Source organism: Larkinella bovis (assembly GCF_042655385.1).
Classification (GTDB): Bacteria; Bacteroidota; Bacteroidia; order Cytophagales; family Spirosomataceae; genus Larkinella; species Larkinella bovis.
Map to the genome: position 1 here is coordinate 161,347 of NZ_JBHSMA010000005.1, position 26,153 is coordinate 187,499.

Consider the following 26,153-nt stretch of genomic DNA (forward strand, 5'->3'; position numbering starts at 1 on the left):
GAGAGCCAGGATTGTCAGAACCGGTTTCCTCTCTCTTGTCTTATGTCTCTTGTCTTATCTCTTATGTCTCTTTTTCTAATTGTACCATAAACCAGATGCCCATGAAAACCCTGAAATGCCTCATTCTGCTGTTGTTTGTAGCGGGTAACCTGCTGGCGACCGAGCCACCCAAAAACGAAAAACCGGCCCTTGAACAAGCAGTGGAAAAACTACGGAAAGCCATTCTGGATGCCGACAAAACCGCCCTCGACGCCCTGACTACCGAGCAGTTGACCTACGGCCATTCGAACGGCCTGATAGAAGATAAAGCGGTTTTTATCAAGGCGCTGGTGACCGGTGAGTCGGATTTTACCTCCATTGACCTCACCGAACAGACCGTTACGGTGGTCGACAATACCGCCTGGGTACGACACAAACTGGCCGGTAACACCAACAACAAGGGCGTGGCCGGAACGGCTAAACTGGCGGTCCTGATGGTGTGGGTCAAACAGAAAGGCGACTGGAAACTGCTGGCCCGGCAGGCGGTGAAGATTTAAAAGCGGTTTATAGATTATGGTTTTCGGTATACGGTTTTTAGTAGCTGATGCAGGCTACCGTGAACGCGTTGTTTCCCGGGAAACCGCACAACCGTATACCGAAAACCGGCTCTATTTTTCCACAAACTTCTGTCCCCGGAGCAGCCGGTTGATGGTTTCGGCCATGCGGTCGATTTTGCCTTGTTCACTCTTGGCCGCATCGATCCAGTCGATGTAGGCTTTTTGTTCGTCGGCCTTATAGGTTAGGAAAGTCCGGTGGGCAACCGGTTCGTCTTCCAGGCACAATAGCAGGTCTTTGTGCGTATCGACCGGGGCCTGTTCGGGGTAGAGGACAAGGTGCACCCAGTCCCCGGCTTCTTTCCCGATTTTTTTCCGAATCTCGGCTTTGACCGCCATGAAAAGGGTGCCGTTGCCCATCGGCATCAGGCTGAAGTTCTGGAGTTCGTAGCCGTCGATACTACCCCGAACCTTGACCCAGTTAAAGTAGGCTTTTTGGTTGGGCCGGATTTCGGGAATTGTTGCGTAGGTCCAGCCCCCTTTTCCCGGAAACTTTTCCAGCCGATAAGCGCCGTCGACCAGCGGTTTTTCCATACCCATGCAGTGGAGAGAATTAACGGCCAAAGGTACGGATAAACGACTCGCCCGAAAGCGCTTACGGGGAAAGATTCGTTACCGGCGACTGTTCAGGGTCAGCAGAGCATCGGCAGGCGACGACAGAAACAGCTTGTACAGATCAGCCGTATTCCCGACGTGAATTTCGTACGTTTCGGTTTCCAGCGCGTTCAGCAACTCTTCGGCAACCACCGTCGGTGAAATGCCATTGGCTCCCCCGATGGCCTCCGAAAATTCGGTATTGACCAGGGGGGGCATCAGTTCAAAAACCTTGATGGCCGTGTCTTTCGCCAGCGTAAACCGCAACGCCTGCGTATAGGAATGCAAAGCCGCTTTGCTGGCGGCATAGGTGGCCAGGGCGTGGTTGGGCACGAAGGCAACGATGGACGACACGTTGACGAAAGCCGCTTCGGGTTGTTTTTTGAGCAAAGGAAGCAGTTTTTCCGTCAGGCGAATAATGGACAGGTAGTTGGTAGTGATTTCTTCAGCGGCTTTATCGGTCGCCTGAACACCATCTTCCGATAAGGAGTAATAGAACGCCCGTCCGGCGTTATTGACGACCAGATTCAGGCTCGGGAACTCGTTCTGCAACCGTTCCACCAATTGGTCTACATCAGCGGGATTGCTGACATCGGAAACAAGAGCCGTGGTGTTTGTCAATTGGGCGGCTGCCTGTTGCAACCGTTCGGGATTTCGGCCGGTGATGATGACCTGATTACCCTTCCGGACGAACTGTTTGGCGATTTCGAAACCGATGCCGGCGCTACCGCCCGTGATTAAAACCGTGTTGTGCTGCGTTTTCATGATTTTTAGTTGGGTATTGTTTTTTACTATCCATATACCGATCGGTATATGGTGGGTCAAAAAAATTAATGCGGGGGTTTGGCCGCCATTTCATCCACCAGATTCAGAGCGGTTTTTAGAACGGTGTCGAGATAGAGGGGATTTCGGGCCGTCCGGGCCATAAAAATACCGCCCTGAATGATCGCCTGAATTGAGGTTGCCACGCGTTCCGGATCCGTGTCGGGGCGGAATTCGCCGGTGTTGATGCCTGCCCGGATCAGCGTTGCCAGAGCGGTCTGCGTAGCAGCCACCTCGTCCGCCACCCGTTGACGCAGCGGTTCGTGCGTGTCGTCGGCTTCGGTTCCGGTATTCAGCAGCGGACAGCCTCCTTTCGGAAAAACGTGGTTTTCGGCGCTGCTGAACAAGGTGATGAAAGCCAGTAACTTGTCTTTGTTGCTTTCGGCCTGATTTAGCTTGTCCTGAATGATTTTACTCCGCCGGGCGGCATTGTAATTGAAAACCGCCAGGGCGACTTCCTCCTTGTTTTCGAAATTTCCGTAAATACTCCCCTTCGTCAGCCGGGTCGCATCGGTCAAATCCGACAACGAGGTGCCGGCGTAGCCTTTCGTATTGAAAATACCGGCGGTCGTTTCAATAATAAACTGGCGGGTGGCTTCTGAGCGGGGTGTAAATTTCATGTCGCAAATATATACCGATCGGTATATGAATTCCAAATGTTACCTTGTTTTTTTATTAAGAGACTGGTCTAGGGCGCGCATCGGTGCGGCACGGGTGGCCGTTTTCGCCCGCGTCTGGATGTGGCGGGTCTGTTGCTGCTGCGGGTCGGCCGTGTCCTGAAAACCGTGCTAGTGAAAGTGATAAAACCGTACGTTTCTTTTTTCTCTTTCTACGCCAAAAGCCGCTTTCGGGCGGCTTTTGGGTAGGATAAAAGACGGTTTTTAACGTTACTCCTTCGGCTTGGTGGAGGACGCGCCACCCAAAGCCGCCGGGGTAGCGGTGCCTTCCGCAACGGCGGGGTTGCCTTCTTTGTCGAGTTCGACAATTTCGTAACCCAGGCGCTGCAAACCGGGTTTGATGGCGGTTTTATTGCCCACCACCGTAATAATCAGGTTGTTGACCGGCAGCCGCTTTTGGGCAATGGCGTCAATTTCCTTCTTCGTGATGGTTTTCAGAATCTGGCTCTGCTGCTCCACGAAATTGCCCGGCAGATCGTATTCGATAATCTGGTTGAGGAAGAGGGCTTTCTGGAACGAGGTTTCGTAGCGCAACGCATCCCGCTGGCCGACCGAACTTTTCAGGAACGCCAGCTCGTCGTCTGTTATCCCGGCCTTGCCGTAATTCGTAATTTCCTTCACAAATTCGACCACCGAACTATCCGTAGCCGCAGCCTTGACACCCGCTGAGGCCGTAAACGGTCCGGGCGTTTTGGTGCTGCTGAAGGCCGAGCGGGCACCGTAGGTCCAGCCCTTGTCTTCGCGCAGGTTCATGTTGATGCGGCTGTTGAAGGCGCCCCCCAGAATGTAATTGGCGAGTCCGGCGCGGTAATATTCACCCGTTGCATCGAACGGAATGTCGGTCAGGTAGCCAATCCGGATTTCCGACTGGGGTGCTTTGTCCTTGTCGATCAGGTAAATACGGGTTTTGTCAACCTTCTTCGCCAGCGTCGGTTTGGGCAGTTCGACCGGTTTGGCCGCCCATTTTTTCAGGAAATCAAGTTTCGGCAGAAGGGCGGTTTTCTCCACATCGCCTACCACCACGAGGTTCGTAACGGAGGGGGAGAAGTTTTGCTGGTAAAACGTTTTCACGTCGTCCAGCGTAAGGCTTTCGACGGTTTTCGTTGTGCCGCTGGTCGGCACGGCGCGGATGTTGTCGTGGCCGTACAGCAGTTTGTTGTAGGCCTTGTTGGCAATCACCACCGGTTGGGTGCTCTGGTTGGCAATCAGTTCGATCTGCTGCTTTTTCAGGCGCTCGAAATCTTCGGGCGCAAACCGGGGCCGGAACATCTTTTCCTCCACCAGCGCCAAGGTTGCGTCGAGGTTTTTGGTCATCGACGAAACCGACACCTGAATGTCTTCGGTGCTGGCGTAAATCTGGATGCTGCTGCCTAGTTTTTCGAGTTTCGCGTTGATTTCCTCGTTGCTGAAATTCTGCGTCGCTTCGTTCATCAAAGCCGCCGTGAGCTGGGCAATCCCGGCTTTGGAGGGGTCTTTGGCCGAGAGCGTATGACCGCCTTTGACCGAAAACAGCAATGTTACTTCCGGAACTTCGTCATTTTTCGCGCCGATCATTTTCAATCCATTCGGCAGCTTATCCGTCCAGAACGGGGGCACTTTGACGGCCGGATTCGGGCCGGAAGCCGGTTTTTTGCTGCGATCGAACGAGTCCTTCGCCTTTACGTATTTCAAGCCTTCGTAGCCGTAGTCGGGTGCTTTATAGCCGTCGGTCACGATGGTATAATTGTCGGGATGCGCCACGATTTCCTTCTGATCTTTCGGATAAACCGTCAGGATGACGGCGTTTTTGCCTTTGATATACTGGTTGTAGACCCGCATAATATCCGCCTTCGTAACGGCCTGGTACCGTTTGATTTCCTTCGGCAGGTAATTGGGTGATCCCGTAAAAGTCTGAAATGAAGCCAGTTGGGAAACCTTTCCGGACACGCTCGACAGGTAATTGATGATGTCAGCTTCGCGGGTAGCTTTGAACTGGGCCAGATCGTCGTCGGTGACCCCGCGTTTTTCAAATTCCGTCAGTGTACGGCGGATAATGGCTTCGGTGCTGTCCAGCCGCATGGTCGGGTACGGCAAGACAGTAAACGTAAATTCGCCCGCCAGTTCCTGCGCCGGATGCCCGACATTGGCCTGAACGGCTTTTTCGGTTTTGACCAGATTTTTGTAGAACAGGGAGCTTTTGCCACCACCCAGAATCTGGGCCAGGGCGTCGAGGGGCGCTTCGTCGGCGTGGAAACGCGGCACGGTCGGGTACACCATCCGCAGCATCGGAAACCGGACGTTGTCTTCGTACGATACGTAACGGTCTTTGGCCAGCACGGCGGGCGACACCGTGGTCTTGGTGACGGCGGGCCCTTTCGGAATGCTGCCGAAATACTTCTCGGCCAGTTGCACCACCTGCTTCGGGTCGACATCTCCGCCGACGGTCAAAACCGCATTGTTAGGGCCGTACCACCGCAGGAAGAAGTTCTTCAGGTCGTTGACGTTGACCCGGTTCAGGTCTTCGATGTACCCGATGGTCAGCCAGGAATAGGGGTGGCCGTAGGGGTACAGGTTTTTGGCGGTATACTCATAAACCAGTCCGTAGGGCCGGTTATCGTAGCTTTGGCCGCGTTCGTTTTTGACGGTGGCGCGCTGAATTTCAAATTTCTTCTGGGTGACGGCGTCCAGCAGAAAACCCATGCGGTCGGCTTCGAGCCAGAGGGCGCGTTCGAGTTGGTTGCTGGGCAGGGTTTCGAAGTAGTTGGTCCGGTCGGTGTTGGTGGTTCCGTTCAGGGTTCCCCCGGCTTCGGTCACGATTTTAAAATGCTCGTCGTCGGCCACGTGGTCGGAACCCTGGAACATCATGTGTTCGAAGAAGTGCGCAAAACCGGACTTGCCGATTTCCTCCCGTGCCGAACCGACGTGGTAGGTTACATCGACGTGAACAATCGGATCGGAATGATCTTCGTGAACAATCAGGGTCAGGCCGTTGGGCAGGACATATTTCTGGTACGGAATGAGCAGTTCACCGTTTTTGCGGGTTACCGTTTCCACCAGTTTGGCTTGCGAAAAGGCCAGATGGGTGAGTGAAAGGCTAAGAAAGCCCAGGCAAAAGAGGAATTTTTTCATGGTATAGCTGATGAAACCATACAAATTAACTGGAATAAATGCAGCTTAAAAAGGGCAACTGGTGGTAAAGAGATGAAAATAAAAACGAAAAGGCTGCTTTGGGGAAAAAGGCGGTTTTTAACGAGGATGAAACCGGGATCGCCCCCTGGATGCGGTTATTCAAAACCGGGTGGGCGTTGATCGATAACCGGTTTTTGTTCAGCGACGGGCGGCCAGGATGGAAAAGAAGCTGGTAATGGAAAACCGGAAGGAGGCTGGCAAAAACAAAATAAGCCCATTAGAAATCCAGTGGGCTTATCCTACTAACCTATGATGAAATAGTATTCTACGATACAATACTATTAAGGTATTAGGAACTAACTATGCCGGACTCTCCTGCTTCTTCCAAAAATAGTTAGCCGATGGCATCGTTAGACCCGGCGGTTTTTTCGCTTTGGGAGTCAGGAGAGGGCAGGAAGGTCGTTCTCCAAAAACTACACAGATTTGTTGGTAAAGCACTATTTAACGCGCCACGGCTAAAAACCGGGTTTATATTTTGAATCAATGGCTGTATTCTGGGGAGTTGTCCTGCATGCGATCGGAGGGTTTGCGTCCGGCAGTTTTTATTTACCTTATAAAAAAGTAGAGGGCTGGTCGTGGGAAAGTTACTGGCTCGTGGGCGGTATTTTCTCGTGGGTATTTGCTCCGGTAATTTTCGGACTGCTCACCGTTCCGAATCTGTTCGACGTGCTGGCGGCTGCACCCACCGAAACCGTTTGGTGGTCGTATTTCTGGGGCGTTCTCTGGGGGTTCGGCGGTCTGACCTTCGGGCTAACCATGCGGTACCTGGGCATGTCGCTGGGCATGGCCGTGGTGCTGGGTCTTTGTGCGGTTTTTGGGACCATCGTTCCACCGATCTGGCAGGGGCAGTTTAGTGGGCTGGTTCAATCCTTGTCCGGGCAGGTCATTTTGCTGGGGCTGGCCATCTGCGTCCTGGGGATTTCAATTTGTGGTATTGCCGGGATGATGAAGGAAAAGTCGATGCCGGAGGAGAAAAAGAAAGAAGTCATTGCCGAATTTGACCTCAAAAAAGGGATTCTGGTGGCCGTTTTCTCGGGCGTGATGAGTGCCTGCTTTTCGTTTGGGGTCACGGCGGGGCAGCCCATTGCCGAACTGGCGGTGCAGTACGGGGCCGATCCGCTCTACATGAACAACGCTCCGTATGTATTTATTTTGCTGGGCGGTCTGACGACCAATGCGATCTGGTGTATCTACCTCAACATCAGGAATAAAACGTATACGGATTACCGCAATGTCTCGGCACCTGCGGTGCGAAACATCATCTTCTGTGCGCTGGCCGGCGTCACCTGGTACCTGCAATTTTTCTTCTACGGCATGGGCGACAGCAAAATGGGCGAATACCGGTTTTCGGGCTGGACGCTGCACATGGCCTTCATCATTGCCTTCAGCAGCTTCTGGGGGCTGTACCTGCACGAATGGCGCGGAGCCAATCGCCCGACCATGCGGACGATCACCATCGGCATTGCCACCGTCGTTTTTTCAACCGTCGTGGTGGGCATCGGAAATTACCTGGCGGAATAAATCCTGTTATAAACAGCCGCTGTCGGTGGTCGAAAAGGGACCTATTGGCAGACGCCGACCATGTCGGCAGTGGGGTACAACAGCCTGCTGACGGGCACGAAAGCCCGGATTTGTCGTGGGTATACTCCAGGTATACCCACAATATAGACCACAATTCCGGTGATAGTGAACATTTTACCACGCTATTCGGATGATGGGGTGTAGTAACAAGCGCTGCCGGACCTCATTTGCTTCTTTTTTCCCGTTCGCACCTCCTCTTCTCCTTTGTTAGATTCCCCGTTTTTCCCTTGTTGACGAAAGTCAGAAGATTTTTCAGGCTGCCATGTGGGGTAAAATAGTAAAAGTTTGTCCTAGAATTATTACATAGTTTCCGGAGGTCTGGTGGGTTAGACCAGAACCGGAAGGAGCTTGAGGGCAGTAGTCCAAATGAGCGAATCCAGGGTAATACCTTCTATGTAAGGAATGTAACGGTACGACTTTCTAAATGCCCTCAATCGACAGAATGGAATCCGAAGATCGGCAACGAGACGAATATGGAGTCAAGGGCCCAGGGCCCTGGGTCTCGGATACGTTCGGAGAGACAAAACTGATTTCGGATGAATATGTCATTCAGAGCAGTTTTATGGCCTCTCCGAAAAAAGGCTTCGAATTACTGTTTAGAAAATACTACACGAATTTATGCAATCACGCCATCCGGTATGTGTATTCGAAGGAACTGGCGGAAGATATCGTCGCCGAAGTATTTACCAACTTCTGGAATAATAAAGTCTACGAGACGATCGCCATTTCGTATCGTTCCTACTTATATACCGCCGTCAAAAACCGGTCTTATAACTGTATAAAACAGGAATTAAACCGGAATGAGAATATCCTGGATGCTCATCTGGATAGTGCTGGCTGTGAATCGCAGCCGGTGTTACGACCCGATGAAATTCTCCATTTTCACGAGCTGAATAAAAAAATAGAGCAAGCCATTCAGCACCTGCCGCAACAGTCAAGAAAGGCTTTTCAATTAAACCGGCTGGAAGGGAAAAAATACGCTGAAGTAGCCGTTGAAATGAAGCTGACGGTCAGTGCGGTAGAACGATTGATTAGCAGAGCCTTATCAAGAATCAGAAATGATATAAAACAGGGTTATTTTCTTTTGCCTTTGTTCCTGTTTGTCTGACTGTGAAATGTGTGTTTAAAAGCAACTAAGTAGAATGGATTCTATCGTAATTAAGAAAATAATATTCGATTACTTTGATGGAAATTATACTTCTATTCAACGGAAAACCATTGAAGAATGGCTAGGGCAGGCGGGTAATCTTGACGTGTTTCATCAATACCTCGATGAGTGGGAAGCAGCGCATCCTCAATGTACTTTTGATCTGGAAAAAGGCCTGCAGAGAGTCAATGGTCAAATTAATGGGACCGTCTATAAAATTGAGCCGGATCGGGATAACTTTAAAAAACTTGGGTATTCCGGGTTGTTTAAATGGCTGGCGGCAGCCTCGCTTGTCCTTGCGTTTTCCTGGTTAGGCTGGCAGTTTTTAACAAATAGGATTTCATCGTCTCAGGAAGTAGCTCTCCAGACCATTCAGGCTCCTGCCGGGAATATATACGAAAAGGAAAATCTGACGAATAAGCCCATTCTGATCCATTTGCCCGATAATAGCTCGGTTATCTTACAGCCCAAAAGCCGGCTTAGTTATGTCCCCAACGAGTTTAATAAAGAAGTGAGGAAAGTTTTTCTATCGGGTGAAGCTTTTTTTGAAGTGCACAAGGATAAAAAGGTGCCCTTTTATGTGTATGCCAATGGGTTTATTACGAGTGTCTTGGGAACGAGCTTTTTTATAAACACGAATGGGAAGCGTTCCGAAGTGGTGGTTAAAACGGGCCGGGTTACCGTTTTTTTTGAAAGCGATTTACGCGAACATGCTGGTAATCCTGCAAAAGTAAGAGGGTTACAACTGCGGGCTAACGAACGGGTAGATCTCAGTTTAAAAAAATATACAGTTGAAAAGACCTCACTGCTTGAGCCGGAAAAATTAACATTACCCATTCAAAGCACCTCATTTACCTTCGATGAAGCACCCGTTGAAAAAATCTTGAATGACTTGAATAAGGTGTATAATGCTCAGATTGTATACGACGCCGAAGCCATAAAAAGTTGCCGGCTGACCGCCCGGTTATCCGATGAGCCGTTGCTGGAAAAAATCGAATTAATCTGTGCTGCCATTGAAGCCAGTTTTAAACGGGAAGGTGATCAGATTATTATCCAGTCAACGGGTTGTCAATAAGTTCTGAAGAACCTTTTTTTGCTCGTGATCTTGTTTACCCTATAGCCTCCACCCATACGCTGTTTCCAACTTAACTTACTTAACCCTTAAACAAAACCATGGGATTTTATTTACAAAACCGTAACCGAACAATTGCGGCCATGAAGATTACCCTGTACCAGCTGTTTCTTTTAGTGACGCTGGTGGGGGTTTCTTTTGCCTACGATGGGCATTCGCAGGAAATACTCAATCGGCGCATTAGTTTTAAAGCTGAAAACCAGTCCCTCAAAAGCGTACTGGGTGAAATCGAGAAGAGTGCCCGTGTCCGTTTTATTTATAACCCGGACTTACTGAAAAACGCGAAGCGGGTGAATATCTCCATCCAGAATCAAACCGTAGAGGAAGTCCTGACGAACGTGCTGACTCCGCTCAACCTGGGCTACCGGGTGATGGGCAAGCAGATCGTGTTGAACCGGGTTGATCCGAAGGCCGCCGTTGCGCCCGAAACCATTCCGGATGAACCGGTTCTGGCGGTGGCCGAAACCGTTATCCGGGGTTCGGTCAAGGATGAAAAAGGCGATGCGGTGATTGGGGCCAGTGTCATCATCAAAGGCACCACGAAAGGAACGACTACCGATGTTGATGGCCGGTTTTCCCTTTCCGTCGACAACAGCAATGTAACCCTGACCATTAGCTTCATTGGCTACGAAACGCAGGATGTGGTGGTCGGTAACCGGAGCTTGCTGGACGTGGTGCTGAAACCGGATCTGAAGCAACTCGAGGAGATTGTGGTGGTGGGGTACGGCGAAGTAAAAAAGACGGATTTAACGGGCGCGGTTTCGTCGGTTCAATCGAAAGACATCGTTCGGGCGAATCCGGTGATGGCTGCCAAAGCGATTCAGGGACAAATTGCGGGGGCCACTGTCACCAAAACGAGTAACAAACCGGGAGCACCGTACAACATTACGATTCGCGGAGAAAATACGATCAATAATTCAACGGCTCCGCTGGTGGTCATCGATGGGTTGATGGGGGGCGATATCAACAACCTCAACCCGAATGATATTCAATCGATGGACGTACTGAAAGATGCGTCATCGACGGCCATTTACGGCGCGCGCGGGGCTAACGGGGTGATCATCATCACCACCAAGAAAGGGGCCTCCGGAAAACCGCGGGTTAGCTACGACAGCTACGTTGGGGTCAAACTTCCGGCGCACATTCCGCGGCTGATGAACAGCGAGGAGTTTTACAAAGTCACCTATACGGACCGCCTGGCGGAAGGCCTGACGGGAGCCACCTTTACCTCCGCCGAGTTAGCGAATATCAAAGCGGGCAAAACCGCCGACTGGGTTGACCTGATTACGGATCCAGCTTTGCAAATGAGCCAGAACATCAGTGTGTCGGGCGGAAATGAAAACACCACTTACCGGTTTTCGGGCGGCTATCTGAACGAAAACGGAAACGTACTGCATACGGGCTATAAACGCTACAACCTGAACGCCGGTCTGGATAGCAAGTTGGGAAAGTACTTTAAAGCCGGATTTACGTCCTACATCAATTTCAGTACGCAGAATGTCGGCTCCATGGAGTCCCTGCGGAACGCTTACCGGGCTCGTCCGACCGGAACGGTTTATTACAGTGACCTGGCTAACCCGACTGAAAACGGCGATTTTAACATTGATGGCTACGCCTACTGGATGGGGATCAACGACAAGCAGGTGCCGAACCCGCTGGCGGATGTTGATCCCAAAACGTCCAAACTGGAATACCGGAACCTGACGGCGCTCGGTAATGTATACGCAGAAGTAACCCCGTTGAAAGGGCTTAGTTTCCGAACCTCGCTCTCAGCGGCTTACAAAACCGATCGGAACGGGGATTTCCGCGGCCAATGGTCAAAATCGCAGATTGGCAATTTGCCCCGGGCCCAGTACGATCACTATATCAACGGTAATTATACCCTGGATAACATCCTGAACTATACCCTGGAAGTCGGCAAACACCGGATTGCGGTGACCGGTTTGCAGAGTGCCTACTATATGCGGGATGAAGCCTACCGGATTGCGGTGCGAGACCTGCCCTACGATTCGGACTGGTATGCCTTGAACACGGGAACGCCGACCGCAATCACCAGCTCGATGTCGGAACGGACTTTATTGTCGTACATGGGGCGAATTAATTATACCTATAACGACAAGTACCTGTTGACTCTGACGGGCCGTTCGGACGGGGCATCGCAGCTTTCCGAAGGAAACAAATGGGCCTTTTTTCCGTCGGTGGCCGTTGCCTGGCGTTTGGGTGATGAGCAGTTTATTCGTGACCTGAATCTTTTCTCCAACTTAAAAGCGCGCGTGAGCTACGGTCAGGTGGGGAATTCGACCGTGAATCCGTACGGTACGCAGGCCAATCTGCTGAATACCGGGTATGATTTTGATGGAACACCAGCCTGGGGGTTTGCTCCTGCGAACCTGGCGAATAAAAGCCTGAAATGGGAGCGGAGCAAGGAATACAACGTCGGTCTGGATTTTGGTTTTTTACAAAACCGGATCAGTGCCTCCTTCGAATGGTATAACCGGAAAACCGTTGATCTGATTCTGAACCAGAAAATTCCGGCGGCTACCGGCTACACCCAGGTGGTGGGGAATGTGGGGCAGATTGGTAACAAGGGAATCGAGTTAACGCTCAATACCGTCAACATTGCCACGAGCGATTTTAGCTGGAACAGCACGTTTGCCTTTACCCGGAACCGGAATAAATTGCTTTCCCTGTACGGCGATGGACAAACCGTTGACAAAGGAAACAAGCTGTTCGTTGGGCACCCTATCCGGCTCAACTACGATTATAAGTTCGACGGCATCTGGCAAACGGCCGATGCGGAACTGGCGAAGCAGTACAAGCAGGTTCCGGGCTCCGTTCGGGTGGTGGATACCAACAACGACGGTATTATTTCGTCAACGGATGCCATTGACGACCGGGTGATTCTGGGCTCGCAGATGCCCAACTGGATTCTGGGGGTTACCAACCGGTTTAAGTACAAAAACTTTGACCTCTCCTTCTTCATTTATTACCGGGATGGGGTACAGTATTATAACAGCACGCTTTCCGGAACGTTTGGCGAAATCGGGGCCACCCGCTACAACAAACTGGCTTCCCTGGATTACTGGCGGAGCGACAATCCTTCCAATACGTATTTCGGAGTTGTTTCATCGAATCCCTACCGGAACGCCATCAATTACCAGGATGCGTCTTTCCTCCGGATTTCGGACATCACCGTGGGCTATACGCTACCGTCCAAGTTAATGAACGCGCTGAAGCTGAATACCGCCCGCGTCTATGGACAGGTGATGAACCCGCTGATTTATTCGAAGTTCATCGGTTTCGACCCTGAGTTCAACTCGCAGATTTATCAGGACGATGTGCCTTCCATGGCGATTACGCTGGGTGTCAATCTGAGTTTCTAGTTTTTGATTTAAATCGTCTGACTACAAATGAAATCATTATTTAATATACGTACCTCGGCGATCGGGCTGGCCCTGGTAGGACTGATTGCTTCGGGGTGTAAAGAAGACTTCCTGGCCGAAAATCCGAAAACAACCTTAACAACGGATGTTTACTATAAAACCGCCAAGGGCTTCGAGGATCTGGTGAAAGCCTGTTACCCCTTGCTCCGCAATATTCATAAAAGCCGGAGCCTGGTGCTGAATGGAACGGATGAATTTACCGCCTGGAGCTTTCATGATCCGAAGTTTGCCACCTTGCAGGCCAGTCCCCTGGAACATTACGACGACCGGTTAAATGGTACGGTGGCCGATTTAAGTACCCTATGGACTTTTTTATACGCCGAAATTGCGCGGACCAATACCGCCATCAGCCGGGCGGAGGAGGTGAAGGACATGGATGAAACCCTGAAAGGTGTCCGGGTTTCGGAAGCGAAATTTCTGCGCTCGTTGTGCCTCTTTTACCTGGTGCAGCAGTGGGGGGATGTGCCCATGCCGCTGAAGGAAACTACCGCCCCGGATAAAGCCATTACCCGGGTTCCGGCGGCTGAGGTTTACAAACAGATTATTGCCGACTTGCTGGAAGCGGAAGCCAAACTTCCGGTGACAGCTTCGAACTATGGGCGCGCCACCAAGGGAGCAGCTCAGTTTCTGTTGGCTCGCGTCTACCTGACTCGCGGCTGGAATTATAAGAACTCGCTGGGCGGTTCACCCGCGGATTTTGACCAGGCCCTGCAATACGCCGACAAAATCATTGATGCGTATCCGCTGGCGACCAATTACAGCGATCTGTTTCCCAAACGGTCGAAGAACCCGTTAGCGCAGTATACCGGTGCGCAGAATGACAAGCATCCGGAGATTGTTTTCTCGGTCCAGTACAGCTCCGAAGTGCTGACGAATAAAAACGATCCGGCTTTCACCCAGGATAATGAAGGGGGTAATAATCTGCACTCGGTTTTTGGAGGGGGGGGCGAAAGCCTGCCGGGAACCAAAGGCCGGACGAGTGATTATAACCGGTATCAGCCCTTTCACATCACGACACCGGCGCTGTATCGGATGTTTGATCCGGCGCTGGATTCACGGTACGATCACAATTTCGTCGATGTCTGTTATGCCTTGCAGAATGTAGCCAGTTTCAAACCCCTCCCGGTTGTCAATCCTACGTTAACAACATCGTTCAAAGCGGGGGATACCGTCGTCTATTTCCGGCCCTGGAATAACCCGGCCCGGACCCTGGCTGAACGGGGAATTGATTTGGGCGGCAAGAAAAATTACGCCGTGGTCAATCTGGATGAAATCAGTGGCGGTTATGGGTTCATTAACGGAAGCCAAGTCAACGTGAGCGGTTTTTACGCCGACCAGCCGCTGATGTGGAAATTCTGGCAGCCTGGTATTCAGTACGGCGATGGCTACGGAACGTTTAATGAGGTAATTTTCCGGGCGGCCGAAGCCTATCTGATTGCCGCCGAAGCCCTGGTGAAAGGGGCTAAAAACGGTAAGCTGGGGGCTGCGGAAGTGTACTATAATAAAGTCCTGGACCGGGCGCTGGCCAAAAAAGGAGCCGACCCCAAGCGTGCGCAGAAACCGGAAGACCTGAAATCCCTGGAAGCCGTATCATACCGGGCCACAGCGGCTAACATCAGTGTGGACATGATTCTGGACGAACGATCGCGGGAATTGATGGGCGAGTATACGCGCTGGTTTGACCTGAAACGCACGGGAAAACTGGTGGAGCGGGTGAAAAAATACAACCCCTGGGCGGCCAAGAGCGGTACCATCAGCGAAATGCACTATTTGCGCCCCATTCCGCAGAGCGAAATCGATCTGTCGTTTCCTTCCATCAAACAGAACGAAGGATATTAACCGCAGTAATTGGAAACGGAAAGGGCAATCCGCTCTTTCCGTTTTTTACAAACAAATTAACCCTATTTCCGACTTTTTCGGTTCGTTATGATGCTTAGATTGGCTATTCCGATTTGCCTGATCACCTTTTTTTCATTCAATGCGTTGGGTCAAGCCCCCTGGAAAGAACTGTTTAACGGTTCTGATTTGAAAGGGTGGGTAAAACGAAACGGGACCGCAGAATACAAAATCGTCAACAAAACCATCATTGGTGTTTCGCAGCTCAATACGCCCAATACGTTTCTCTGCACCCAGGAGACGTACGGTGATTTTGTGTTGGAGCTGGATGTAAAAGTAGAACCCGGCCTTAACTCGGGTATTCAGATTCGGAGTTTGAGCGACCCAAAAGTGATGGAGGGCCGCGTCCACGGGTATCAGGTCGAAATCGACCCTTCGGCCCGGGCCTGGAGTGGCGGTATCTACGACGAAGCCCGCAACGGCTGGTTGTATCCCTTATCCATTAATCCGGCGGGGCAAAAAGCCTTCAAAAACGGCGAATGGAACCGGTACCATATCGAAGCCATCGGTAACAGCTTGAAAACCTGGATTAACGGTATTCCGTGTGCCAATGTCCTCGATAATCAGACCGCCCGCGGTTTTATCGCCCTGCAGGTACATTCCATCAAAAATCCCGAGCAAAACGGCCTGACCGTCCAGTGGCGGAATATCCGCATTGCCACCGAAAACCTGGCGAGTTGCGTCTGGCCCGACGGCGGCATTCCGGAAGTCAACTACCTGCCCAATCAACTATCCGAAACCGAAAAGCGGAAAGGCTGGCGGCTGCTCTGGGATGGCCAGACCTCCGCGGGCTGGCGGCTGGCCAATGCCGATGCATTTCCGCAGGAGGGCTGGGTGATCCAGGACGGGACGCTGAAAGTGCTGGGGTCGAAAAAAGACACCCAGCGCAAAGGGGGCGATATCGTGACGACGCAGGCATTTTCCAATTTTGAACTGGAACTGGACTACCGCTTAACGCCGGGGGCCAATAGCGGGATCAAATATTTTGTGGTAGAAGACCGGACCAAACGACCCGGCACCGGTCTGGGACCCGAATTCCAGTTGCTTGATGACAAACTGCACCCGGATGCCACGCAAGGGGTGGGCGGAAACCGTACTACAGCCTCCCTTTATGATCTGATTACCGCCGAGAACCTGTCCGAAGGCACGCGCGAAAAACGCATGAATCCACCCGGCAAATGGAACCGCGTGCGGATTGTGGTCAAAGACGGCCACGTCGAACACTGGCTGAATAATATCAAGACCGTCGAGTATAACCGCCATTCGCAGATTTTTCGGAATCTGTTAGCCAAAAGCAAATACAACACGGCCCCTCATTTCGGTCAGGCTCCGTCCGGACACATTCTGTTTCAGGATCACGGCGACGAAGTACATTTCAGAAGCATCAAAATCCGGGAGTTGTAATCACTCACAACCGTTAGTTTTCTGCCCGTTACCCGATAAGTTTGTGCCTTACTAAAAGGTCAATCTATAGTTTCTATGAAGTATTTGTTTCATTATTTTCTGGGGCTGCTGTTCGCGGTTGGGGTAGGTGTGTCGGGGGCCGCATGGGCCCAGGGAGCCAAAAAACAACCCGTTGATCTCGTCTATCCGCTGCTCGATGCGGCCAATTCCCGGTGGTTCTTTTTCAATTCGGCGACCCGGCCGTTCGGGATGGTTAACCTGAGTCCTGATAACGCCATCAATGCCGACTGGAATGCCGGTTACCGGTATAAACTGGACAGTATCAAGGTTTTTAGTCACATCCACGGCTGGCAATTGTCCGGGGTGCCGGTTTTGCCCACCACCGGCGAATTCAAAGGGCATTTGGGGGCCAGTCAGTACGGTTCCCGATACAGCCACGCGAAAGAAGTAATTAAGGCCGGGTATCACAAGGTTGTGCTGGATCGCTACAACATCACCGCCGAACTGACTTCGACCACCCGCGTCGGTTTTCACAAATACACCTATCCGGCTTCGGAACAGAGCCATATTCTGTTCGATTTTTCGACTTTTCTGGGACCTTCCGATACCCAGAAGGGATTTGTCAGAAAGGTTAGCAATCGGGAAATTGAAGGCTATGCCGTGATGGCACCCACCATCCGGCGTCCGAAAACCGTAACGGTCTTTTTTGTGGCGGTTTTCGATAAACCATTCGACTCGTTCAACGGCTGGCGGAACGGGAAGCTCGAAAAGGTGGAAAATATCATCGAAGGCGAGCGGACCGGCGCGTATCTGAGCTTCAAAACCGGGGCGGGTGACGTGCGGAAAATGAAGGTGGCCATCTCCTACGTGAGCGAAGAACAGGCCCGCCTGAATCTGACGACCGAGTTGCCCCACTGGGATTTTGAAAAAACCGTGCAGGGTAGCCGGAATGACTGGAACGAATGGCTGAGCCGGATCGAGATTCAGGGCGGAACCGAAAAACAGCAAAGCCGTTTTTATACCGATTTGTGGCACGCCTTGCAGGGCCGCCGGATTATCTCGGATGTCAACGGAAAATACTGCGACATGACCGGCCCCGAACGCCGGATTGGGCAAATTCCGCTGGATGCCAACGGAAAGCCCAAATTCAATCACCACAACTTCGATTCGATGTGGGGCGCTCAGTGGACTATCAATACATTGTGGCACCTGGTTTACCCCGAAGTCACGGAGTCCTTTGTCAATTCCATGCTGCTGATGTACGACGACGGCGGCCTGATTCCGCGTGGGCCGGCGGGGGGCAATTACACCTACGTGATGACCGGCGCATCTTCGACGCCGTTTATCGTCAGCGCTTACCTGAAAGGAATTCGTGGTTTCGACCACCAGAAGGCGTACGAGGGAATGCGGAAAAACCATTTCCCCGGCGGTATGATGAGCAAGGCTGGGTATGAACACAATACGTTCAAAGGCGGAGGCATTGAATACTACCTGGAACGCGGTTATGTGCCGCATCCCATGACCAAAAAGCGGTACGGTTTTCATCAGGATGGCTCCACCCAGACCCTGGAGTATGCGTATCAGGATTACACGCTGGCCCAAATGGCGCAAAAGCTGGGAAAACAGGACGATTATGCGCTGTTCATGAAGCGGGCGCAGAATTATAAAAATATCTGGAATCCCGAACTGGGCTGGATGTGGAACCGGACGCTGGACGGAAAGTGGGGTGAACCGGTCGATATTTTGCGCTACGACAACGGATGGGAAGAAGGTAATGCGGCCCAATACACCTGGTTTGTTCCCCACGATGTGGAAGGCTTGATTCAACTCATGGGCAGCCGGGAGGCCTTTACAACCAAATTAAATACGTCGTTCGAGAAGGCCCGGGAACACGATTTTGTGTCGGGGAAATCGCACGATAAGGAAACCTTGACTCAGTTCCGCCGGGTGTATATCAATTACGGCAATCAGCCTAGTATTCAAACCGCCTTCCTGTTCAATTACGCGGGGGCGCCCTGGCTGACGCAATACTGGTCGCGGCAGGTCATCGAGAAAGTCTACAGCGACCTCACTCCCGAACTGGGTTATTCCGGCGACGAGGATCAGGGGTTGATGGGGAGTTTGGCGGTTTTGATGAAAACCGGCCTGTTTTCGACCAACGGCGGAACCACGCCCAAACCGTTTTACGAAATTAGCAGCCCGCTTTTCAACAAGATCACGATTAAACTCAATCCCAAATACTATCCGGGAAAACAGTTTGTGATTGAAGCCAAAAACAACTCGCATCAGAATATTTACATCCAATCGGCAAAGCTGAACCAGAAGGCACTCAATCAGCCCTGGGTTGATCACGAAACGATGGTGAACGGCGGAACCTTGCAGTTGATCATGGGGCCTAATCCCAACAAAAGCTGGGGGAGCCAACCGGTGCAGGCCCCGGCGTCGATGTCGACCCGGTAATTGATTGTTAAATCCTAAACCCTTAACCCATGAATAAAGAGCCTGATATGAAGGCCAGTCGTCGTTCTTTTGTGAAACAATCGGCTTCGCTTGCCCTCGTTTCGGCAACGTTTCCGGCCTGGATACCCCAGCCGGAAAAAGTGAAATCGGCGGCCTATCAGGCCATGGGAACCCGGGTGGGCGACGTTACGCCCACCACCGCGATCCTCTGGACCCGGCTAACGGCGTTTGAAAAAAGAAATACCGATGGGGTGGTCATTCCCGGCCGCGCCCAGGATTATAAAGGTAAAAGCCTGCCCGAAGTAACCGTACCGGTAGACCAACTGGAGGGCGCCTGCCCCGGCACGTCCGGCTGGGTCCGGGTTCGGTACGGAACGAATGAAACGTTAAAACGGGCCCAAACCACCGACTGGGTACGGGTTTCTGAGGAAACGGATTGTATTCACCAGTTTCCATTGAAGGGCCTGAAACCGGCGACCCAGTACTACTTCGAAAGTGAGTCGGTGGTCCAAAAAGGCGATGAGCCAACCCGGTTTCGGGGAAGATTTGAAACGGCGCCTACGGAAAATGCGCCCGGTAATTTCCGGTTTTGTGTGATGACGTGTCAGGGTTATCCGGATCGTGGGCACCCGGATGGGCATTGGATTTATCCGTCCATGCTTGCGCTGCGACCCCAATTTGCCTGTTTGACGGGCGATCTGGTCTATTATGACAACGACATGCCCCGGGCGATGAACCAACGCCTGGCCCGCTATCACTGGGAGCGCATGTTTAGTTTACCCCGGCTGGTGGAGTTCAATCGCAACGTGGGTACCTACTGGCTGAAGGACGATCACGATACCCTCGACAATGACTCCGGCCCCGGCGCCCGGATGGGCGAGCTGAGGTTTGTGGAGGGCCAGCAAATTTTTCAACAGCAAGCCCCCCTGATTTCGAATACCACCAGCTATCGAACGTTTCGCTGGGGGCAGGATTTGCAAATCTGGTTCACCGACGGACGGGATTTCCGGTCGCCCAATAACCTGCCGGATGGGCCGGACAAAACCATCTGGGGCGCGGAGCAGAAAGCCTGGTTTAAGAAAACCGTGAAAGAAAGCACGGCCACCTGGAAAGTGCTCGTTAGCCCCACACCGCTCGTCGGTCCGGATCGGGTCCAAAAGAATGACAATCATGTGAACGCCGGATTTCGCCATGAGGGCGATGAGATCCGGAACTGGTTGAAAGAAAATGGGAACGATAATTTTTTCGTGATCTGCGGGGACCGTCATTGGCAATACCATTCGGTTCATCCCGAAACCGGCCTGCACGAATTCAGCATCGGGGCGGCTAGCGACGAACACGCGGGCGGGACACCGGGGGAGAATAAAAAGTACCACCGGTTTCATCTGGAAAAAGGCGGTTTTATGTCGGTGGAATTAAAACGGGAGGACCGAAAAAGCACCATTATGTTTCATCACCACGATGTATTTGGCAAGGTCGTTTACCAGTGGAAAACCGAACGCGTGGTTTGAATTTCAGGAGGATGAACAAGTTTTTTTTGTTTTTTACGGGAGTATGGTGCTTCGTGAACACTGCCTATGGCCAGCCAGCAACCCCCATCTGGCTGGACGACTTAGCCATCAAATCGTTCTCGGAAGGCATTCCGGCGGTGTTGCCCAAAGTCACCGCAGCCGGAGTGCCCATGCGGATGAAAGGCCGGTTGTTCGAGCGGGGAGTAGGGGTGAATGCCACCAGCGTGCTGGCTTTTTTCCTGGCGGGCAATGCCCGGGAGTTTTCGGCCGTCGTGGGCGTCGACGACAGCGGGCAGCGGGACTTGCCGCATACGTTTTACGTCATTGGTGATGAAAAAATCCTGTTCACGAGCGGGGCGATGCGCCTGGGGGATGAACCCAAATCCGTGAAGGTGGATGTCACGGGTATTCAGCGGCTGGGTCTCCTGGTGCTGGTGGATGACATTGGCCGTACCAAACTCTATTCCAACTGGGCCGATGCGCAGCTGCTGATGATTGGTCAGCACCAGCCGCAGCAGATCCCCAATACCGATGAGAAATACATTTTAACGCCGTTACCAGCACCGAAACCGAAAATCAATTCGGCCTCTATCTTCGGGGCCACGCCCGGCAACCCCTTTTTGTATACCATTGCGGCCACCGGCAACCGCCCCATGCAGTTTTCGGCTACGAACTTACCCAAGGGATTAACCATCGACGCAAAAACCGGCATTATCTCCGGGAAAGTAACACAGAGAGGCACGTATGTCGCCACGCTGAAGGCTAAAAATGCGCTTGGGGAGGCCAGCAAAAAGCTCACGATCAAGATTGGCGATACCATTGCGCTCACCCCACCGATCGGCTGGAATGGCTGGAACTCCTGGGCCAAACTCATCGATCGGGAAAAAGTGGTTGCGTCGGCCCGGGCGATGGTAAACATGGGATTGAGTCAGCACGGGTGGACGTATATCAATATCGACGATGCCTGGCAAGGGCCGCGTGGCGGAGCTTACAACGCCATTATGCCCAATGAGAAATTTCCCAACTTCAAGGAGATGGTGGACGAAATACACGGATTGGGACTCAAAGTGGGCGTCTATTCCACCCCCTGGATTACGAGTTACGCCGGTTATCCGGGCGGTTCCTCCTATTTTGAGAATGGGGCTTTCCCCGATTCCATTCGGGCCAACCACCGCGCCCACCGGCTGATCGGAAAATACCGGTTTGAAACCGCCGACGCCCGGCAAATGGCCGACTGGGGCATTGATTTCCTGAAGTACGACTGGCGGCTGGAGGTGCCTTCGGCGGAACGGATGGCGACGGCCCTGCGGCAATCGGGTCGGGATATTGTCTACAGCATTTCCAACTCGGCCCCCTTCGCCCAGGTCAATGATTGGGTGCGGTTGACGAACACCTTCCGGACCGGTCCCGACATTCGGGATAGCTGGACCAGCCTCTACCGATCGGCGTTTACGCTCGATAAGTGGGCGCCCTACGGCGGACCCGGCCACTGGCTTGATCCCGACATGATGATCCTGGGCAATGTGACCACGGGTTCGCAATTGCACCCCACCCGCTTAACGCCCGATGAGCAATACAGCCACGTCAGTATTTTTAGTCTGCTGTCGGCGCCTTTGCTGATTGGCTGCCCCATTGAACAACTTGACGCGTTCACGCTGAATTTGCTGACCAACGACGAGGTGATTGCGATCAATCAGGACCCGCTGGGCAAATCGGCCCGGCTGCTGGTGGAGGAGAATGGCGTCCAGATATGGGTCAAACCGTTGGAAGACGGCTCAGTTGCCGTCGGCTTATTCAACGTGGCTGATTTTGGCAAAACGCCCCAGTCATACTTCCGCTGGGGCAACGAAAAACCCAGGGACTATTCGCTGGATCTGGCTAAAATCGGTTTGACGGGGAAATACAAGTTGCGGGATGTGTGGCGGCAAAAAGACCTCGGCGTGTTTACCGGTTCGTTCCAGACCGCGATTCGCCACCACGGCGTGGTGATGCTCCGGATGAGTCCGCAATGATTTCAAGGAATACCCAACCTGCGCTGAAAAGCCCTAAAGCCTCAATACAATGCAAAAATGGTTCACTGTTCTGCTGTTGCTTCTTAGTACGAGTAGTATAGCCCAGAAGGCCAATACGGTATGGCTGGATGATCTGCTCATTCAGACTTTTTCCGAAGGCATCCGCCCGGTCACGGCCAAAAGGAATTACAGCAGCGATTCCATGCGGATCAACGGCGTTTACTTTAGCCGGGGCGTTGGGGCACAAAGTGTTAGTGTACTGGCGTTTTACCTGAACAAAAATGCCACCCGGTTCAAGGCTGTTATTGGGGCCGACGATATGGGCAATAAAGAAATACCGGTCAAATTTTATGTCATTGGCGACCAGAAAATCCTGTTTGAAAGCAACGAAATCAAGGTGGGCGATGCCCCCCAGCAAGTAGACGTAGATCTGACGGGAATTGAACGGTTGGGGTTATTGATCACCGATCCGGTCGGCGGTTCCAATAACAAACGGACTTACGCCAACTGGGCCAATGCGCACTTGATGATGCTGGGGGATCATTTACCCAAACATATTCCGAATACGGACGAAAAATACATGTTGACGCCGAAACCGGGGGCAAAACCGAAAATAAACTCCGCAAAAGTTGTTGGCGCAACGCCCGGCAATCCCTTTTTATATACCATTGCTGCTACCGGCAAACGCCCAATTCAATTTTCGGTGGCTAACTTACCGGCTGGTCTGGTCCTGGATAAAAAAACCGGAATTATCACCGGAAAAGTGGCCCGGCGCGGCACGTATACCACCACCCTGAAGGCCAGGAATGCGTTCGGTGAAGCCACCCGGCTACTCACGATTAAGATTGGAGATACCATTGCGTTGACGCCCCCCATCGGCTGGAATGGCTGGAATTCATGGGAAACGCATATTGATCGGGAGAAGGTTATCGCATCGGCCGATGCGATGGTAAAAACGGGACTCATTAACCACGGGTGGACGTATATCAACATCGACGATGCCTGGCAGGGTGTCAGGGGCGGGCCCCTAAATGCCTTGCAGCCCAATGAAAAGTTTCCGGATTTCAAAGGCATGGTGGATGACATCCACTCGCTCGGTTTAAAAGCCGGTTTGTACTCGACGCCGTATATTTCCAGTTATGGCGGGTACGTCGGGGCTTCCTCCGCTTTTGAAAAAGGGGGTGAATCGCACGAGACCATCATGGTCAACCGGCGCGCTTTTAACCACATTGCGAAATACCGCTTCGAGAAAAATGATGCCTTGCAAATGGCCGAGTGGGGCATTGATTTCCTGAAGTACGACTGGCGAGTCGATGTTGAATCGACCCGGCGCATGTCGGAAGCCCTGCGGCAATCGGGCCGGGATATTGTGTTGAGTTTATCCAACTCGGCCCCATTTGCCAACGTTACCGATTGGGTGCGGTTATCGAACATGTACCGAACCGGCCCCGACATTCGGGATAGCTGGACCAGCCTCTACCAGTTGTCGTTTACGCTCGATAAATGGGCGCCGTATAACGGTCCGGGCCATTGGAACGATCCCGATATGATGATTGTGGGGAATGTGTCCACCGGCCCCGAACTACATCCCACCCGGTTAACGCCCGATGAGCAATACAGCCACGTTAGTTTATTCAGCCTACTCTCAGCGCCCTTGCTGATTGGCTGTCCGATTGAACAGCTCGATGAATTCACGCTGAATCTGTTGACCAATGACGAAGTGATTGAGATCAATCAGGACCCCTTGGGAAAATCGGCCCGGCTGCTGGTGGAGGAGAATGGCGTCCAGGTGTGGGCCAAACCGCTGGAAGACGGCTCGTTTGCCGTTGGCTTATTCAACGTGGCGGATTTCGGCAAAACGCCCCAGTCCTATTTTCGCTGGGGTAATGAAAAACCGCAATCCTTTAACTTTGATTTTAGTAAAGTTGACCTGAAAGGGAAATATAAACTGCGGGATGTGTGGCGGCAAAAAGACCTCGGCGTGTTTACCAGTTCGTTCCAGACCACAATTCGCCACCACGGCGTGGTGATGCTCAAAATGATTCCTGTTAACTAATTGGATGGTGAAAGAGGTAAAAGTTTCATTTGTTTTGCTTACTCTCCATGTGTTATGGATTCAGGGTTCACCCTTTGTTGTCAGGCATAAATCAAAAAAGAAATCAATCATTTAATTGTAGCAGGATGTTCAGATTGATCAAAGCAGGATTGGCGGTTGGTTTGGTGGGAGGGTTGCTCGTATGCATTGGCATGGGAGTGACAGCAGACCAAAAGCAACCACCGAATATCGTTTATATTCTGGCCGATGATATGGGATACGGGGATGTCTCCGCCAATAACCCGGCCGGACAGATTAAAACCCCGTTTATCGACCAGCTGGCGGCCGAAGGCATGCGGTTCACGGATGCCCACTCGCCCTCGTCGGTCTGTACACCGACTCGCTATAGCCTGCTGACGGGTCGGTATCCCTGGCGAAGCCGCCTGCCGGTGGGCGTGTTGCGGGGCTACAGCCGGACCCTGATCGAACCGGATCGGATGACGGTGGCTTCGCTGCTGAAAAGCAACGGCTACCAAACCGCCGTGGTGGGCAAATGGCATTTAGGAGTAGACTGGCAGGTGACACCCGGGAACGAATCGCTGCTGAACAACCCCAGCTACGGCATCAAGGCCGAAATGAACCCCGACCACATTGATTTTAACAAGCCGCCCCTGGCTGGTCCCAATACCGTCGGATTCGACTATTCGTATATTTTACCGGCATCGCTGGATATGCCGCCGTATTTCTACCTCGAGAATCACCAGATTACGGAGATTCCTACCGCCTATACCAAAGGCAGCAAGCCCGATACAGGCTATACCGGCGCTTTCTGGCGGGAAGGAAAAATGGCTCCTTCGTTTGATTTTAAAGGGGTTCTGCCCACATTTATCACCAAAGCTCAGGCGTTTTTGCAAAAACAAACCGCCAAAAAACCGTTCTTTCTGTACCTGCCACTGGCCGCTCCGCACACGCCCTGGGTTCCTTCCGACCAGTATACGGGCAAATCGAAAGTCGGTGAGTACGGTGATTTCACCGAGCAGGTGGACGCGGCCGTGGGGCAAATTCTGGAAACGCTGAAAACGAACGGTTTGGCCGACAATACGATTGTTATTTTTGCCAGTGACAACGGCCCGTATTGGCGGGAGGATTTCATTGCCCGCTTCAACCATCAATCTGCCGGCGAATTCCGGGGCATGAAAGGGGATGCGTTCGAAGGGGGACACCGGATTCCATTCATTGTGCGCTGGCCCGGAAAAGTGAAAGCCGGATCGGTGAGCGATGCCACCACTACCCTGGCCAACCTGCTGGCCACCTGCAACGATCTGGTCAGTAAAAAGGCCGCTTCCCTGCCGGAAGACAGCTACAGCATTTTGCCGGTTTTATTGGGCAAATCGAAAACCGTGCCCGGCCAACCGGCGGTTGTACACAGTTCGTCCATCGGGTATTACGCCATCCGGAAAGGCGACTGGAAGCTCATCGAAGGACTTGGCTCGGGCGGTTTTACGGTGCCGAAACAGCTAAAGCCGGAAGCCGGTGGACCAACAGGACAGTTGTATAACCTCGCCAGTGATATCGGCGAAACCCGGAACCTGTACCAGCAGAACCCGGAAAAAGTACGCGAACTGACCGAATTGCTCACCCGCATCAAACAGAGCAAAACGAAGCTTACCCAGTAACG

Annotated in this window: 16 protein-coding genes; 12 read left to right on the plus strand and 4 right to left on the minus strand. The window is 52.3% G+C overall.

Features of this window, described 5'->3' with window-relative positions; genetic code table 11:
• The first annotated feature begins 101 nt into the window (after positions 1-101).
• Positions 102-536 carry a nuclear transport factor 2 family protein gene (locus ACFPMF_RS17210; RefSeq protein ID WP_379847520.1) on the plus strand — a complete coding sequence of 145 codons (435 nt, stop codon included), beginning with the start codon at positions 102-104 and terminating at the stop codon, positions 534-536.
• Positions 537-647: 111 nt separating this feature from the next.
• Here the strand turns inward: ACFPMF_RS17210 and ACFPMF_RS17215 are convergent, their stop codons facing one another.
• The 4 genes from ACFPMF_RS17215 to ACFPMF_RS17230 form a co-directional block, all read right to left on the minus strand.
• The gene (locus ACFPMF_RS17215) at positions 648-1,127 is read right to left on the minus strand and encodes a YdeI/OmpD-associated family protein (RefSeq protein ID WP_379847522.1); all 480 of its coding nucleotides are present in this window, start codon (positions 1,125-1,127) and stop codon (positions 648-650) included.
• A 78-nt stretch (positions 1,128-1,205) separates the two neighbouring features.
• The gene (locus ACFPMF_RS17220; RefSeq protein ID WP_379847524.1) at positions 1,206-1,952 is read right to left on the minus strand and encodes an SDR family oxidoreductase; all 747 of its coding nucleotides are present in this window, start codon (positions 1,950-1,952) and stop codon (positions 1,206-1,208) included.
• Between the two features lie 65 nt (positions 1,953-2,017).
• Positions 2,018-2,629 carry a TetR/AcrR family transcriptional regulator gene (locus ACFPMF_RS17225; protein WP_379847526.1) on the minus strand — a complete coding sequence of 204 codons (612 nt, stop codon included), beginning with the start codon at positions 2,627-2,629 and terminating at the stop codon, positions 2,018-2,020.
• A gap of 267 nt (positions 2,630-2,896) precedes the next feature.
• Positions 2,897-5,794 (minus strand): M16 family metallopeptidase, encoded by a 2,898-nt coding sequence (locus tag ACFPMF_RS17230; protein ID WP_379847528.1) that lies wholly within the window; start codon positions 5,792-5,794, stop codon positions 2,897-2,899.
• Between the two features lie 543 nt (positions 5,795-6,337).
• On the opposite strand from ACFPMF_RS17230, the gene rhaT reads away from it, so the two are divergent.
• From rhaT to ACFPMF_RS17285, 11 genes are all read left to right on the plus strand, one after another.
• Complete coding sequence (gene rhaT / locus ACFPMF_RS17235) at positions 6,338-7,375, plus strand: L-rhamnose/proton symporter RhaT (protein ID WP_379847530.1); 1,038 nt, start codon at positions 6,338-6,340, stop codon at positions 7,373-7,375.
• A gap of 622 nt (positions 7,376-7,997) precedes the next feature.
• Positions 7,998-8,543, plus strand: coding sequence for an RNA polymerase sigma-70 factor (locus tag ACFPMF_RS17240; protein ID WP_379847532.1), 546 nt, complete (start codon positions 7,998-8,000; stop codon positions 8,541-8,543).
• A 34-nt stretch (positions 8,544-8,577) separates the two neighbouring features.
• A complete protein-coding gene (locus tag ACFPMF_RS17245) occupies positions 8,578-9,657 on the plus strand; it encodes a FecR family protein (RefSeq protein WP_379847534.1) in 1,080 nt (359 codons plus the stop codon).
• 140 nt (positions 9,658-9,797) lie between these two features.
• Positions 9,798-13,097, plus strand: coding sequence for a TonB-dependent receptor (locus ACFPMF_RS17250; protein WP_379847537.1), 3,300 nt, complete (start codon positions 9,798-9,800; stop codon positions 13,095-13,097).
• A 27-nt stretch (positions 13,098-13,124) separates the two neighbouring features.
• On the plus strand, positions 13,125-14,996 hold the full coding sequence (locus ACFPMF_RS17255) for a RagB/SusD family nutrient uptake outer membrane protein (protein ID WP_379847539.1): 1,872 nt from the start codon (positions 13,125-13,127) through the stop codon (positions 14,994-14,996).
• 90 nt (positions 14,997-15,086) lie between these two features.
• A complete protein-coding gene (locus tag ACFPMF_RS17260; protein WP_379847957.1) occupies positions 15,087-16,457 on the plus strand; it encodes a 3-keto-disaccharide hydrolase in 1,371 nt (456 codons plus the stop codon).
• A gap of 75 nt (positions 16,458-16,532) precedes the next feature.
• Positions 16,533-18,917: a GH92 family glycosyl hydrolase gene (locus tag ACFPMF_RS17265; protein WP_379847541.1), complete on the plus strand. Its 2,385-nt coding sequence runs from the start codon at positions 16,533-16,535 to the stop codon at positions 18,915-18,917.
• 29 nt (positions 18,918-18,946) lie between these two features.
• Positions 18,947-20,428 carry an alkaline phosphatase D family protein gene (locus ACFPMF_RS17270; RefSeq protein ID WP_379847543.1) on the plus strand — a complete coding sequence of 494 codons (1,482 nt, stop codon included), beginning with the start codon at positions 18,947-18,949 and terminating at the stop codon, positions 20,426-20,428.
• An 11-nt stretch (positions 20,429-20,439) separates the two neighbouring features.
• The gene (locus ACFPMF_RS17275; RefSeq protein ID WP_379847545.1) at positions 20,440-22,440 is read left to right on the plus strand and encodes an NPCBM/NEW2 domain-containing protein; all 2,001 of its coding nucleotides are present in this window, start codon (positions 20,440-20,442) and stop codon (positions 22,438-22,440) included.
• 49 nt (positions 22,441-22,489) lie between these two features.
• On the plus strand, positions 22,490-24,496 hold the full coding sequence (locus ACFPMF_RS17280; RefSeq protein ID WP_379847547.1) for an NPCBM/NEW2 domain-containing protein: 2,007 nt from the start codon (positions 22,490-22,492) through the stop codon (positions 24,494-24,496).
• A gap of 125 nt (positions 24,497-24,621) precedes the next feature.
• Positions 24,622-26,151: a sulfatase family protein gene (locus ACFPMF_RS17285; protein ID WP_379847549.1), complete on the plus strand. Its 1,530-nt coding sequence runs from the start codon at positions 24,622-24,624 to the stop codon at positions 26,149-26,151.
• Positions 26,152-26,153 lie beyond the last annotated feature (2 nt).

What these genes read in the sequence shown, in the direction of transcription:
- ACFPMF_RS17210 (WP_379847520.1), top strand. Translation starts at nt 102, where the DNA reads ATGAAAACCCTGAAATGCCTCATTCTGCTGTTGTTTGTAGCGGGTAAC.
- ACFPMF_RS17215 (WP_379847522.1), bottom strand. Translation starts at nt 1,127, where the DNA reads ATGGAAAAACCGCTGGTCGACGGCGCTTATCGGCTGGAAAAGTTTCCG.
- ACFPMF_RS17220 (WP_379847524.1), bottom strand. Translation starts at nt 1,952, where the DNA reads ATGAAAACGCAGCACAACACGGTTTTAATCACGGGCGGTAGCGCCGGC.
- ACFPMF_RS17225 (WP_379847526.1), bottom strand. Translation starts at nt 2,629, where the DNA reads ATGAAATTTACACCCCGCTCAGAAGCCACCCGCCAGTTTATTATTGAA.
- ACFPMF_RS17230 (WP_379847528.1), bottom strand. Translation starts at nt 5,794, where the DNA reads ATGAAAAAATTCCTCTTTTGCCTGGGCTTTCTTAGCCTTTCACTCACC.
- rhaT (WP_379847530.1), top strand. Translation starts at nt 6,338, where the DNA reads ATGGCTGTATTCTGGGGAGTTGTCCTGCATGCGATCGGAGGGTTTGCG.
- ACFPMF_RS17240 (WP_379847532.1), top strand. Translation starts at nt 7,998, where the DNA reads ATGGCCTCTCCGAAAAAAGGCTTCGAATTACTGTTTAGAAAATACTAC.
- ACFPMF_RS17245 (WP_379847534.1), top strand. Translation starts at nt 8,578, where the DNA reads ATGGATTCTATCGTAATTAAGAAAATAATATTCGATTACTTTGATGGA.
- ACFPMF_RS17250 (WP_379847537.1), top strand. Translation starts at nt 9,798, where the DNA reads ATGAAGATTACCCTGTACCAGCTGTTTCTTTTAGTGACGCTGGTGGGG.
- ACFPMF_RS17255 (WP_379847539.1), top strand. Translation starts at nt 13,125, where the DNA reads ATGAAATCATTATTTAATATACGTACCTCGGCGATCGGGCTGGCCCTG.
- ACFPMF_RS17260 (WP_379847957.1), top strand. Translation starts at nt 15,087, where the DNA reads ATGCTTAGATTGGCTATTCCGATTTGCCTGATCACCTTTTTTTCATTC.
- ACFPMF_RS17265 (WP_379847541.1), top strand. Translation starts at nt 16,533, where the DNA reads ATGAAGTATTTGTTTCATTATTTTCTGGGGCTGCTGTTCGCGGTTGGG.
- ACFPMF_RS17270 (WP_379847543.1), top strand. Translation starts at nt 18,947, where the DNA reads ATGAATAAAGAGCCTGATATGAAGGCCAGTCGTCGTTCTTTTGTGAAA.
- ACFPMF_RS17275 (WP_379847545.1), top strand. Translation starts at nt 20,440, where the DNA reads ATGAACAAGTTTTTTTTGTTTTTTACGGGAGTATGGTGCTTCGTGAAC.
- ACFPMF_RS17280 (WP_379847547.1), top strand. Translation starts at nt 22,490, where the DNA reads ATGCAAAAATGGTTCACTGTTCTGCTGTTGCTTCTTAGTACGAGTAGT.
- ACFPMF_RS17285 (WP_379847549.1), top strand. Translation starts at nt 24,622, where the DNA reads ATGTTCAGATTGATCAAAGCAGGATTGGCGGTTGGTTTGGTGGGAGGG.